9 protein-coding genes and 1 pseudogene are annotated in these 12,873 nt (G+C 69.3%); 3 read left to right on the forward strand and 7 right to left on the reverse strand.

Annotation, left to right across the window (positions count from 1 at the left end):
- Window positions 1-94 precede the first annotated feature (94 nt).
- On the forward strand, window positions 95-1,909 hold the full coding sequence (locus tag ACWGSK_RS08740; RefSeq protein ID WP_452455545.1) for an AMP-dependent synthetase/ligase: 1,815 nt from the start codon (window positions 95-97) through the stop codon (window positions 1,907-1,909).
- Between the two features lie 41 nt (window positions 1,910-1,950).
- On the opposite strand, the gene ACWGSK_RS08745 is transcribed toward ACWGSK_RS08740, so the two are convergent.
- Window positions 1,951-2,802: an LLM class F420-dependent oxidoreductase gene (locus ACWGSK_RS08745; protein WP_452455546.1), complete on the reverse strand. Its 852-nt coding sequence runs from the start codon at window positions 2,800-2,802 to the stop codon at window positions 1,951-1,953.
- 135 nt (window positions 2,803-2,937) lie between these two features.
- On the opposite strand from ACWGSK_RS08745, the gene ACWGSK_RS08750 reads away from it, so the two are divergent.
- Window positions 2,938-3,708, forward strand: a complete 771-nt coding sequence (locus ACWGSK_RS08750) for a winged helix-turn-helix domain-containing protein (protein WP_452455547.1) — start codon at window positions 2,938-2,940, stop codon at window positions 3,706-3,708.
- Here the strand turns inward: ACWGSK_RS08750 and ACWGSK_RS08755 are convergent.
- The 5 genes and pseudogenes from ACWGSK_RS08755 to ACWGSK_RS08775 all read right to left on the reverse strand — a co-directional run bounded on the left by ACWGSK_RS08755 (window position 3,677) and on the right by ACWGSK_RS08775 (window position 10,609).
- Window positions 3,677-4,285, reverse strand: a complete 609-nt coding sequence (locus ACWGSK_RS08755) for an ABC transporter permease (protein ID WP_452455548.1) — start codon at window positions 4,283-4,285, stop codon at window positions 3,677-3,679. The two genes, ACWGSK_RS08750 and ACWGSK_RS08755, sit on opposite strands and share 32 nt — an antisense overlap.
- A gap of 45 nt (window positions 4,286-4,330) precedes the next feature.
- Window positions 4,331-5,561 (reverse strand): annotated as a pseudogene (locus tag ACWGSK_RS08760) (RNA-guided endonuclease InsQ/TnpB family protein).
- A 96-nt stretch (window positions 5,562-5,657) separates the two neighbouring features.
- On the reverse strand, window positions 5,658-7,193 hold the full coding sequence (locus tag ACWGSK_RS08765; RefSeq protein ID WP_452455549.1) for a sugar ABC transporter ATP-binding protein: 1,536 nt from the start codon (window positions 7,191-7,193) through the stop codon (window positions 5,658-5,660).
- The gene (locus ACWGSK_RS08770; RefSeq protein ID WP_452455550.1) at window positions 7,183-8,289 is read right to left on the reverse strand and encodes an ABC transporter substrate-binding protein; all 1,107 of its coding nucleotides are present in this window, start codon (window positions 8,287-8,289) and stop codon (window positions 7,183-7,185) included. Before ACWGSK_RS08770 ends, ACWGSK_RS08765 begins: the two co-directional genes overlap by 11 nt.
- 25 nt (window positions 8,290-8,314) lie before the next feature.
- Window positions 8,315-10,609: an AbfB domain-containing protein gene (locus ACWGSK_RS08775; RefSeq protein ID WP_452455551.1), complete on the reverse strand. Its 2,295-nt coding sequence runs from the start codon at window positions 10,607-10,609 to the stop codon at window positions 8,315-8,317.
- A gap of 260 nt (window positions 10,610-10,869) precedes the next feature.
- Between ACWGSK_RS08775 and ACWGSK_RS08780 the strand changes: the two genes are divergently transcribed.
- Window positions 10,870-11,889 (forward strand): LacI family DNA-binding transcriptional regulator, encoded by a 1,020-nt coding sequence (locus ACWGSK_RS08780; protein ID WP_452455552.1) that lies wholly within the window; start codon window positions 10,870-10,872, stop codon window positions 11,887-11,889.
- A gap of 20 nt (window positions 11,890-11,909) precedes the next feature.
- Here ACWGSK_RS08780 and ACWGSK_RS08785 read toward each other — a convergent pair whose 3' ends face one another.
- Entirely contained in the window at window positions 11,910-12,797 is an 888-nt protein-coding gene (locus ACWGSK_RS08785; RefSeq protein WP_452455553.1) for a LysR family transcriptional regulator ArgP, read from the reverse strand.
- Window positions 12,798-12,873: the final 76 nt, after the last annotated feature.

Raw genomic sequence — 12,873 nt, forward strand, 5'->3', positions numbered from 1 at the left:
GCGAAAAGCCGCACCCTTTCCCTTGAAAACCGAAAGGACTAGGGTGATGTGTGTCCTAAGTCACACATCGAGGAAGCCGCCCCCAGGAGTACACATGACCTCCGTTCCCGGCACCGCGGACGCCCCCACGAACCGCACCCTTCCCGAACTCCTCCTGAGCAACGCACGCGATCACCCCGATCGCCCGGCACTGTCCTGGCGCGAACCCGGGGCCACCGACTGGACCACCCTGACCTGGGCGCGGGCCCACGACACCGTCGTCGCCCTCGCCGAGGGTTACGCCTCGCTCGGCCTCCGAGCCGGCGACCACGCCCTCATCATGATGGGAAACCGGCCCGAACACTGGCTCTCCGACCTCGCCCTGGTCCAGGCCGGGGCCGTCCCCACCACCGTCTACTCCACCTCCGCCGCCGAACAGATCGCCCACATCGCCCGGCACAGCCGGGCCCGCGTCGCCGTCGTCGAGAACACGGAGGTGGCCGCCCTCTGGGAGAGCCTCCTCAAGGACCCCGACACCCCGTTGGAGCGACTGGTCGTGGTCGAGGGCGCCGATCCCGACCGCGGCCACACCCCCTACGCCATCCTCACCGCGGCGACCCCCTCGGGGGCTGCCGACCGTTGGCGCAACCGCGCCCCGGACGACCTCGTCACCGTCGTCTACACCTCCGGTACCACCGGCGACCCCAAGGGCGTGGCGATCTCGCACCGGCGGGTCCTGGCCCAGGCCGGTGCCCTGGACGCGGCCCTGGAACTCCCGGAGTTCCCCGACCACGTCTGCTACCTGCCACTGGCCCACATCGCCGAGCGCATGCTGAGCGTGTACATGCCGCTGGTACGCGTCTCGCACGTGTGGATGTGCGCCGACCCCACCGCGGTGGTCGGGGTCCTGCCACAGGTACGACCCCCGCACTTCCTCGGGGTGCCGCGCGTGTGGGAGAAGTTCGCCGGAGCCGTCCAGGCGGTCCTGTCCTCCCTGCCCGAGGAGAAACGCACCGCCATCGACCAGGCCCGGGCGGTGGCCACCGAACACGTCGAACGGCTCGAACGCGACGGCGAGGTCCCCGCCGAACTGGCGGAACGCTACCGGCGGGCCCACTCCACGGTCCTCGAACCACTGCTGGCCAAGATGGGGCTGGACCGGGTGCTCCTGCCCTCCAGCGCCTCGGCGCCCATGCCCCTGGAGGTGGTCCGTTTCTGGGCCTCCCTCGGCATCGTGATCATGGACGTCTGGGGCCTCACCGAGTCCGTGGGCGTGGCCACCATGAACGTTCCCGAAGCCGGGGGGTTCCGGCTCGGCTCGGTCGGTCGCCCCATCGAGGGCGTCCAGATGCGTCTGGGAGAGGACGGTGAGGTCTTCCTGCGCGGGGCCTCCGTCTTCGAGGGATACCTGGGGGCGGACGGAACCGTCCGTCCCGACACCGACGCCGACGGCTGGTTCGCCACCGGTGACGTGGGCCGGGTCGACGAGGACGGCTTCCTGTGGATCACCGACCGCAAGAAGGAGATCATCGTGACCTCCGGCGGCAAGAACGTGTCGCCGGCACTGGTGGAGAACACCCTCAAGGAACATCCGCTGGTCGGCCAGGCCTTCGCGCACGGTGATGGCCGCCCCTACCTGGTGGCGCTCATCGTGCTCGACCCCGAACTGGCCCCGCTGTGGGCCGCCTCCAAGGGGATCGAGGCGACGGGGGAGGAACTGGCCGCCCACCCGGAGGTCATCGCCGAGATCGAAGAGGCCGTGATGGCGGCCAACGGTCGCCTCAACCGCGCCGAACAGATCAAGCGGTACCGGGTGTTGTCACGGGAGTGGGGGCCGGAGACCGGTGAGCTGACCCCCTCTCTCAAACTGCGCCGCCGCGTGGTGGCCGAAGGTCACGCCGACGAGATCGACGCCCTCTACGAGGACTGACACCCGGGCCCTGGAAGGGTGACCCTTCCAGGGCCCGGTGCTCAGCCGCCCACGAGCCTCGGGGCCAGCCGCGTCAGGGTGCCGAGTCGGTCGTACTCGCCCGGCAGCGGCTGCACCACCACGTGGTCGGCCCCCGCGGTCAGGTGCGCGGTCAGCGCCGCGGCCACCTCCCGCGCCGAACCCTGGGCCACGAGGTCGTCGATGAGGGCGTCGCCGCCGTCGCCGCTCAGGTCCGACTCGCCGAACCCGAGCCGTTCCAGGTTGGCGACGTAGTTGCGCAACTTCAGGTAGAAGGACATCCCGTCACGGGCCGCCGCCCTGGTCCGGGCCTTGTCCTCGCCCAGGACCACCTTGTGCTCCACGGCCAGCAGCGGAGCGTCGCCCAACTCCTCTCGGGCCTCACGTGTGTGGGCCGGGGGAACGAGGTACGGGTGGGCCCCCGCGGCTCGATCGGCGCTCAACCCCAGCATCTTCGGCCCCAACGCCGCCAGTACTCGGCGCTCGCGAGGCACCCCCTTGCGGTCCAGCACGTCCAGGTACTCGCGCATGCCCCGGAGGGGCTTGATCGCCTCGGGACCGTTGGCCTCCCGGTGGCCCGCGCCGATCCCCAGCAGGAAGCGCCCCGGGTAGGCGTCCTCGATCCTGTGGTAGGAGTCGCCGACCTCCTCCGCGGGAGCGGCCCAGATGTTCACGATGCCCGTGGCCACCGCCAGGCGGGACGTGGCCGCCAACGCGGTCGCCACGGGCTCCAGCTCCGAGGAGGGCGAACCGCCGACCCAGAGGGTCCCGAAACCCAGGCGTTCGATCTCGGCGGCCACGTCCTCATCGATCTCCTGTTGTGGCAGCCACACCCCGTGCCGCCCCAACCTCACCGGTGTCGCGTCCGACCCCAAGGGCCCTCCCATCATCGTTCGATCCGTGCGTTCACCAACCTACGGCGATGTCCGCCTCGGGGCCTCGGCGAAACCCGCGTCGTCCCAAGGGGAACGCAGTATCCTCAAGGACTCGACCCCCTTTGGAGACGGCACATGAGCGTGTTCCCCTCACCCGACGACTCCGAACAGATCATCACCGTCCAGCAGGACTACGACGGTGACACCCCCATGGAGACCCACCACCTGGAGACGGGGGAGTCCCGCACCTTCGGACGTGGTGGGCGCAACCGTCAGGTGGACATCCCGTTGGCCGGAGGCGACCGGGCGGTCTCGCGGGTGGCGGGCGAGATCGTCTCGCACGGGGACCACTGGCGGATCAGCAACCTCAGCCCCACCAAGTCCTACGTCGTGGAGAACACCGAACGGCTCGCCGGGTTCGTCCAGGTCCCGCCGCACACCCAGGGCATGCTGGTGCCCTTCGAGACCTCCCGGGTACTGGTCCCCGGAGGCCAGGGCGAGCACGGGTTCCTGGTGATGGCGCCCGCCGCGTGCAGCAGCGTGCTGGTGCCCTCCGGGGAACCGTTCATGGAGGCCGACACCACCGACACCCACGCCGAACGCACCGACATCCGCAGCTTCCGGATCGACCGTCTGCACACCTACTACCGGGTGCTGGCCGCCTTCTGCGAACCCCGCCTGCGCGACCCGGGCACCCGGTACACGCCCACCCAGCACCAGGTCGCCGAACGGCTGAAGCTGTCCAAGGCCGCGGTCAACTCCCACATCGACTACCTGCTCAAGAGCAAGTTCCGCGTGGAACCGGAGGACGCCCGCCAGGGGCAGGACTGGCGGGTGGACATGCTCACCGAGAAGGCCCTGCACTTCGGTCTGGTCACCGAACGGGACCTGTCGGTCCTCCCCTGAGCCGGCTTTGGATCAACACCACCACGATCAGGAACAGCCCGCTGACGACCTCCTGGAAGGCCGAGGTCAGCGTGCCGACCGCGTTGATGATGTTCTGGATGACGCCGAGCAGGAGCACGCCGCCCAGGGTGCCGGCCACGAACCCGTAACCGCCGGTCAGCAACGTCCCGCCGATCACCACCGCGGAGATGGCCTGGAGTTCGATGCCGATCCCGAAGATCGTCACGCCCGACCCCAACCACAACGCGTTCAGCGCGCCCGCCGCCCCCGCGCACAACCCGGAGAACGTGTACACGGCCACCTTGGTGCGCGCCACCGGAACGCCCATGAGCGCGGCGGTCCGTTCGTCGCCGCCCACCGCGTACACGTGCTGGCCCGCCGTAGTGCGGCGCAGCACCAGGCCGCCCACGAAGAACAACGCCACCACCAGCAGGAACGAGTATCCCAGCACGCCGAAGAGCCGGCCGTGCACCAGCGGGGCCAACGCCAGCCCCTCCGGTACCAGGTAGGTGGTGTTGCCCTCGTCGGAGATCGACAGCATCAGCCCCCACGCGCCCAGCATGGTCGCCAGAGTCACGTTGACTTCCTCCCCGTGCCTGAAGGCGGGGATTCCGGCAACCACCTACCGGTGGTTCGAGGCTTTCACCTCGTCACGGGTCGCCCCGTGGCCTTCCTGTTTCGACGCCGATCGCCTCGTCCGGGAGGATTCCCGTTGAGGTCTTACATCGGCTCCGCAGGCAGATGCCGCCGGTCCGGCGGCCTTGAGGTTGATCGCCGCGTTCACGTCGCGGTCGTGGGTGATGCCGCAACGCTCGCACGTCCAGGTGCGCGCGTTCAACGGCAACCGGGCACGTACGTGCCCGCACCCGGGCGTCGAGCACATCCTGGTCGAGGGGAAGAACCGGTCCACCACGACCAACTCCCGCCCATACCAGTCCGCTTTGTACTCCAGCATCGACCGCAGCTGTGTCCAGGCCGCGTCCGAGATGGCGCGGGCCAGGGTGCGGTTCTTGACCATGGTGCGTACGGTCAGGTCCTCGATCACGACCACTTGGTTTTCGCGGACGAGACGAGTGGTGAGCTTGTGCAGGAAGTCCTTCCTGCGGTCGGTGATACGGGCGTGCACCCGCGCCACTTTGACCCGGGCCTTGGCCCGGTTCGCGCTGCCCTTGGCCTTACGGGCCAGGGAGCGTTGGGCCTTGACCAGCTTGGCCCGGTCGCGCCTTTCATGGCGGGGGTTGGTGATCTTCTCCCCGGTGGACAACGTCACCAGGGAAGTGATCCCCACGTCGACCGACCACGTCCTCAGACGCCGGGGCGGCTGTGATGGTGTCCTGGCACAACAGCGACGCGAACCAGCGCCCCGCCGCGTCCCGTGAGATGGTCACCGTGGACGGCACCGCGCCCTCGGGAAGGGGGCGCGACCACACGATGTCCAACGGCTGGTCCATCTTGGCCAGGGTGAGTTTCCCGTCCCGGTAGCGGAAGGCGCTCGGGGTGTACTCCGCACTGGCTCGCGACTTCTTGTGGGACTTGAACTTGGGATATTTGGCGCGCCCCGCGAAGAAGTTCGAGAACGCCCATTGCAGATGGCGCAGCCCCTGTTGGAGCGGGACACTGGACACCTCGGTGAGAAAGGCCAGATCGTTGGTCTTCTTCCAACCGGTGAGCAGGGTCGAGGTCGCGGAGTAGCCCACCCTCTCCCCACACTGCTCCCAAGCCTGGGAGCGGGCGGCCAACGCCTTGTTGTAGACCAGGCGCACACACCCGAACGTGCGCGACAGCTCCGCTGCCTGCACGTGGGTGGGATAGAAGCGGTACTTGAACGCCCGCTTCACGGTCTTCCTGGCCATGGATCATGTTTTAGCAGCCTGAAGGCCGGTACACACCCCGAACATGGAAAGAAGAAGGTGTTTCCTCCCCGCCCACCCGGGGCAAGGTGTCGAGTCTCACCTTCCCTCACCCCCGTCCGGCCCTTGGGCGATCGCCGCCATCAGGGCGTCCTCGGTGACCTGAGCGCCCGCCAACTCACCCACCACCGCACCGTCCTTGAGCACCACCACACGATCGGCGCCCGCCACCAGTTCCTCCAGGTCCGAGGAGATGAGCAGTACGCCCAACCCCTCCTCGGCGAGCTCGTCGACCAACCGCTGCACCTCCGCCTTGGCGCCCACGTCGATCCCGCGCGTGGGTTCGTCGAGCAGCAACACCTTGGGGTTGAGCGCCAACCAGCGCGCCAACAGAACCTTCTGCTGGTTGCCGCCGGACAGCTCCTCCACCTTCTGGTGCGGGCCCACGGCCTTGATGCGCAGGCGTTCCATGAACACCCGCACCACCTCGTCCACCCGCTTCTCCGACACCAGCCCGAACCGGCTCAACCGAGGCATCGCGGCCAGCGCGATGTTCTCCCGGATGGACAGCCCCGGCACGATGCCCTCGTGCTTGCGGTCCTCCGGCAGCAGACTCACCCCGGCTCGGATCGCGGCCGGGACGGACGAACCGCGCTTGAGCGGGGTCCCCACCACCGACACGCTCCCCGCGTCCAGCGGCAGGGCCCCGGCGATCGCCTTCGCGGTCTCGGTGCGCCCGGATCCCAACAGGCCGCCGAGCCCGACGACCTCGCCGGGACGGATGGTCAACGACACCTCGCGCAACCGGTGCCGGGCGGTGAGCCCTTCGGCCTCCAAGGCCGGGGTGCCCGCCCACGCCTCCCGTTCACCGGAGAAGGTGGTGGCGCCCTCGCGCTCCACCCGCTCCATGTCCCGGCCCAACATCAGGGACACCAACCGCAACCGACTCAGGTCGGCCATCGCACCGGTGTGCACCGCGCGACCGTCCCGCAGCACGGTCACCCGGTCGCACATCCGGTACAGCTCGTCCAACCGGTGACTCACGTACACCACGGCCACGCCGTCCTCACGCAACCGGTCGATCACCCCGAACAGGGTCTCGACCTCTCGCGGCTCCAACGACGACGTGGGCTCGTCCATGACGACCACACGGGCGTCGGCCGACACCGCGCGCGCCAACGCCACCATCTGCCGGGCGCCCATGGACAGTGAACCGAGCGGGCGCCGCACGTCCACGGCCACCCCGTATCCGCGCAGCGTCTCGGCGGCCCGGTGATGCATGCGCGTGAAGTCGATCAGCCCGAACCGCTTGGGCTCACGCCCCAGATACAGGTTGCGGGCCACGCTCAGCAACGGCAGGAGGTCGACCTCCTGGTAGATGGTGGCGATCCCGGCGCGCTGCGCGTGCAGAGGGGTCGTGAAGCGGGCGGGTTCGCCGTGGTGCCACATCTCCCCGCCGTCGGGACGGTACACGCCCGTCAGCACCTTGATCAGGGTGGACTTGCCGGCGCCGTTCTCACCGACCAGCGCGTGGACCTCACCGGGCCGCAGGGTGAGGTCCACCCCGTCCAGGGCCAGGACACCCGGGAACCGTTTGGTCAGCCCGCGGGTGTCCAGGACCGGACTAGTACGCATTGCCGAGTTCCTCCTCGGCGTTGGCGGCGTCGTACTCGCGGTCGGTGATGATGAGGTTCGTCCCGACCTCCTCACCGGCGCCGAACGCCTCGGCGGCCTCGAACGCCAGTGGACCGAACCGCGGGTTCGACTCGATCACCGCGGAGATCCACCCGTCGACGATGTGCTCCACCGCCGCCTCCGTGCCGTCCACGGTGACGATCGCGACGTCACCCGGTGCCTTGCCCGCGCCGTTGAGCGCGGTCACGGCACCGATGCCCATCTCGTCGTTCTGCGCGTAGATCCCGTCGATGTCCGGCTCGGTCTGGATGAGCTGCTCGGTCACCGACTGGCCGCCCTCACGGGTGAAGTCGCCGGACTGCTCGAACACGATCTCGATGTCGGGCGCCTCGGCCTCCAACCGCTCCACGAACCCGTCGGTGCGGTCCGTGGTGACGTTGTTGCCGGGCGCGCCCAACAGGATGGCGACCTCGCCCTCCCCACCGAGCGTGTCGATCATCTGGTCGGCGGCCCGTCGGCCCTGCTCCACGAAGTCCGAGCCGATGAAGGTGACGAAGTCGGCGCAGGCGGTGCCGTTGATGGGCCGGTCGATGGTGATGATCGGGACCGAGGCGGACTCGGCCGCGTCCAGGACCGGCTTCCACCCGTCGGAGTTGAGCGGGGCGATGATGAGCACCTCCGCGTCCTGCGACATCAGGTCCTGCACGTCGCTGATCTGCTGGGCGAAGTCCGACTGGGCGTTGGAGGTGATGAGGTCGACGCCGCGCTCCTCGGCCTCGTCTTTGATCGACTGCGTCTCGGTGATCCGGAACGGGTTGGACTCGGCCTCGGACTGGGAGAACCCGACCGTCTTGTCGGTCAGGTCGAACGCCTCGATGCCGTGATCGGCGGCGCTACAGGTCTCGTCGCCACTGGCGGCCTCGTCCAGGACCTGGGCCTGGCCCTCGCCGCCGCCCTCGTCCGCCGCCGATGGGGCGGTGTCGTCCTCTCCCCGGGCGCAGCCGGTGGCGGCCAGGGTCAGGGCGGCGCACACGGCCGCGGTGGTGAGCAGGGCGCGGCGTGGGCCGCGAGGGGGGATGGGGTGCTGTTCGTTCATGGTCGTTCTCCGCCGGTGCGTCGGATCAGGGGGTCCAGGGGTCTTCGACGGACCAGGTCACGTCGTGGTCGTAGTTCTCGGAGGTGTCGCGGTCCTCCCCGGCGCCGCCGGCCCCGGACAGCCACAGCTCGGACTCGTAGTGGCGCAGATACCGGTCGGGGAAGTTGTAGGAGCGCAGGGAGACGCCCTCGCCGCCGAGACCGGGGACCGCGCACCAGGTGGCGTCCTGGGCGAACAACGTGCTGTCGTCGGAGGGATCTCGGTGGACCCGCGACTCCTTGTGCCGCAGGTACTCGCCCGGGAAGTTCACCGACTCCACGGACACGCAGGTGTCGTCGGCGAGGCCCGGCACGAAACGCCAGGTGGCGTCGGCGCGGGTCTCCTCGGAGCTGGAGCCGTCGACCGGGGTGGTCACGCCCAGCCCCTCGGAGTGGGCCAGGTAGCGGTCCCGGTGGTCGGGTGTGGTGACCCGCAGCGACAGGTTCTCCTCCACCGGTACCTCGGCGACCCCGCCGACCGGCTCACCGGACAGCAGTTGCTCGTGCGCGGCGGCGATGACCTCCGGATCGACCTTCAGTACCCGCCGGTCGTAGGTCCAGAACCCGTTGAGTTCGGTCTCCACGTCGGTGATCTCGGTGTAGATCGCCCCCGAGAGCCCGTGCGTGCGTTCCAGGCGCTGCACGCCCGCCATCAGACCGGAGTATCGGGTGGCCAGCGACTCCCCGTCGGTGATGTCCTCGTAGCCGAACCCGTCGCCCGGGCTCCACTCGTGGCCTTCGACGGGCAGGTTGTAGCCGCCGAACTCTCCCAGCACGGAGGCGCGATGCTCCTCGGCCGGGGCGGGGTCGCCGGGGCCGACGTAGATGTGGGAGTCGACGATGTCGCCGTTGCCGGTGTCGTGCCAGCCCGAGGCGCCGGTGACCAGGCGGGAGGGGTCGGAGTCCTTGACGTCCTGGGTGATCCGGGCGTCCTCGTCGTACTGGCCCCAGGCCTCGTTGAACACGATCCAGTTGACGATCGACGGGAAGGAACGGTGTTCGTCCACCAGGGCGCGCAATTCGGTCTCGAAATGCTCACGCCCCTCCTGGCCGGGGTCGCCGGACATCGACGGCATGTCCTGCATGACCATCACACCGAGCCGGTCGGCCCAGTAATACCAGCGGTCCGGTTCCACCTTCACGTGCTTGCGGATGGTGTTGAAGCCCAGGTCCTTGTGCGACTCGATGTCGAAGCGCAGGGCCTCGTCGGTGGGCGCGGTGGAGATGCCGTCGGGCCAGTAACCCTGGTCCAGGGTGCCGACCTGGAAGACGTACTCGCCGTTGAGGAGGGGGCGGGTCACCCCGTCGACCCGTCCCACCTCGATCGAACGCATACCCGTGTAGCCGGCGACCCCGTCGCCCGAGTCCAGTGTGACGTCGACGTCGTACAGGTAGGGGTCGTCCGGGCTCCACAGGTGCGGGTCGGGGACGTCCACGGTGATCGCGGAGTTCGTCGCGCCGGTGGCCGAGCCGACCTCCGCGCCCTCGGCGTCGCGGACCGTCACCGTGGCGGTGGAGTCGTCGGAGCCGGCCGCGTTCACGACCACGTCCAGTCGTTCGCCGGGCACGTCCGGGGTGATGTCCAACCGGGTGACGTGGGTTTCGGGGACCGGCTCCATCCACACGGTCTGCCAGATACCGGTGTGGGTGGTGTACCAGATACCGCCGGGCTCCAGGCGCTGCTTGCCCACCGGCTGTTCACCCGCGTCGCCGGGGTCGTACACCCCGACGATGATCTCGTTCTCGCCCTCTCGGAGGGCGTCGGTGACGTCGAAGGAGAACTTGTCGTAGCCGCCGGTGTGCGAGCCCACGGAGGTGCCGTTGACCCACACCCGAGAGTCCCAGTCCACGGCGCCGAAGTTCAGCAGGACCCGGTCGCCGTCCCAGGAGTCGGGGACCTCCACGCTGCGCCGGTACCAGACCCGGTCGTGGTGTTCCTGTACGCCCGACAGCGCGGACTCGATCGGGTAGGGGACGAGGATCTCGCCGTCCAGGTCGGTGTCGAACGGGGGCTCCTCGCCCTCCTCCGCGGGCGCCCACTGCCAGGTTCCGTTGAGGTTCTCCCAGTCCTCGCGGACCATCTGCGGGCGCGGGTAGTCCGGAAGGGCGTTGTCGGGGGAGACCTCGTCGGTCCAGGGGGTCGTCAAAGGGAGTTCGGGTCGCGCGCCGGCGGGGGAGGCCGACAGCGCGGAGAGGGTCAGGATCGCGGCCAGAACGGGGGCGGTCGCTCGGACCCATGGACGTCGGCCGGGGATGGGGGTGCTGACGGGGGGTTGTCGCATGTGGGTTCTCCGTGTCGAGGTGCGGGCCGTGAGTGGTCCGCGCATTTACAACGTGGGAAACCTGACTTGGCGATGATGAGAACACGAACCGAGGGCTCTGTCCAGACCCTTAATCGAAACTCATGGAACACCGATGTGACAGCGGAATCGGGCTCCCCGGCACGGCTGGGCAGGGCCGGCACCCGTGTTGTATAACGATGGAAAGGACACCGAACAAAGGTCACCGATCCCGGGCGCCCCGTCCGGCGGAGGAGGAGCGCGTGGGTATCAGCCTGAAGGACGTCGCACAGCGGGCGGGGGTGTCGATCAAGACGGTGTCCAACGTGGTCAACGGCTACCGGCACGTCACACCCCAGACCCGCCAGCGCGTCCAGCGGGTCATCGACGAGCTCGGATACCGGCCCAACCTCACCGCGCGCCACCTGCGCAAGGGGCGGACCGGGATGATCGCCCTCGCCCTGCCCGAGCTCGGCAACCCCTACTTCGCCGAACTCGCCGACGCCGTCATCGAGTACGCGGGCGGCCTTGAGTACATCGTGCTGCTCGATCACACCGGCGGCCGTCGCGACCAAGAGGTCCTGTTCGCCCAGGGGTTCCGCGCCAGGGTCATCGACGGACTGATCCTCAGCCCCATCGAACTGGAGAACGAGGACCTGCTCGCCCGCGACAGCGACGCGCCCCTGGTCCTGCTCGGTGAACGTCAGTACGACGCCCCCTACGACCACATCGCCATAGACAACGTCGCGGCCGCCCGCACCGCCGCCGCCCACCTGGTCGAGCTCGGCCGCCGCCGAATCGCCTTCCTCGGGGCACGCCACGGCCGTGCCCGCCAGACCGCCCACCTGCGACTCCAGGGATGGCGCGAGGTCATGTCCGAGACCGGGCGCCCCACCGGCGAGGAGTTCATCGCGGTCACCGACGGCTACACCCGCGAGGACGGCGCCCAGGCCATGGCCCGCCTCCTGGACTCAGGGATCCGCCCGGACGCGGTGTTCTGCTACAACGACCTCATCGCCATAGGCGCCATGCGCACCCTCGGTACCCGTGGCCTGCGTGTCCCCGAGGACGTCGCCGTGGTGGGCTTCGACGACATCGAGGACGGGCGCTACTGCGCCACCACCCTCACCACCGTCGCCCCCCACAAGCGCGGCATCGCCCGCGCGGCCACCGACGCCCTACTGGAACGCCTCGCCGCCGGCACCGGCAACGCCATCGAACCGAGGCGGCTCCAGCCGGGCTTCGCGTTGATCACCAGGGAGAGCACCGCCGGCAAACCCTGACCGGGTCGGTGCCACCGACGTCACATGGGGTGGAGGTGGAGGGCGGCCTCGGCGCGCACGCATTCGGTGATCCGGTCGAGCAGGGGCGAGCGCAGGTTCCAGCGCTGCCAGAACAGTCGCACCTCCACCGGGTGTTCCGGGGCCAGGGCCACCAGCCGCCCGCTCTCCAGGTGCGCCCGGCACTGCTGTTCGGGGACGGCGCCCCAACCCAGGCCCAGCAGCACCGTGCGAGCGAAGTCCTCCGAGGCCGGGATGTAGTGGCGCGGCCCCGTCGAGCCCTCACCGGTCAGGTCCCGTAGGAAACGGTCCTGGAGTTCGTCCTTGCGGTCGAAGTTCACCACCGGCGCCGCGTTGAGCCCTTCGACCCCGCGCAGCCCGTGGCGTTGGGCGAACTCCGGGTGGCACACCGCCTGGTAGCGCATCACGCCCAGACCCCGGACCGAACATCCCTGCACCGCCTCGGGGGTGGAGGTCACCGCGGCCATCACCGAACCCGAACGCAACAGGCTCGTGGTGTGCTCCTCGTCCTCGCGGTGGATCTCGAACACCGCGCCGAGTTCGGCCGGCAGTTCGGCGAGGGCTTCGAGGAACCAGGTGGACAGGCTGTCGGCGTTGACCGCGAGCGGCACGTGGTCGCGCCGCTCCTCTCCGCCCTGGCGCAGTTCGGACAGCACCTCCTGGTCCAGCAGCAACACCTGACGTGCGTAGCGCAGCACCGCGTCGCCGGCCTCGGTCGGGGTGACCGGGTTGGTTCGCCGCACCAGTACCTTGCCGGCGCTCTGTTCCATCGCCCGGATCCGCTGCGACACCGCCGACGAGGTCACGTGCAGCCGTTCGGAGGCGGCCTCGAAGGTGCCCTCGTCGATCAGCGCGGTCAGCGTGCTCAGATGGTCGAACTGGAACGGCATCCGCGGCCTCTCCTAAGCGTCCCTTAAGCCTTCTAAGAAACTTTAGCTTTACTGCGGACCCGTGGTCGGGGGAGGC

The organism is Nocardiopsis sp. NPDC055551, from assembly GCF_053619415.1.

Coding starts and splice junctions, on each gene's coding strand:
- ACWGSK_RS08740 (WP_452455545.1), top strand. CDS start 95: ATGACCTCCGTTCCCGGCACCGCGGACGCCCCCACGAACCGCACCCTT.
- ACWGSK_RS08770 (WP_452455550.1), bottom strand. CDS start 8,289: ATGAACGAACAGCACCCCATCCCCCCTCGCGGCCCACGCCGCGCCCTG.
- ACWGSK_RS08775 (WP_452455551.1), bottom strand. CDS start 10,609: ATGCGACAACCCCCCGTCAGCACCCCCATCCCCGGCCGACGTCCATGG.
- ACWGSK_RS08765 (WP_452455549.1), bottom strand. CDS start 7,193: ATGCGTACTAGTCCGGTCCTGGACACCCGCGGGCTGACCAAACGGTTC.
- ACWGSK_RS08785 (WP_452455553.1), bottom strand. CDS start 12,797: ATGCCGTTCCAGTTCGACCATCTGAGCACGCTGACCGCGCTGATCGAC.
- ACWGSK_RS08750 (WP_452455547.1), top strand. CDS start 2,938: ATGAGCGTGTTCCCCTCACCCGACGACTCCGAACAGATCATCACCGTC.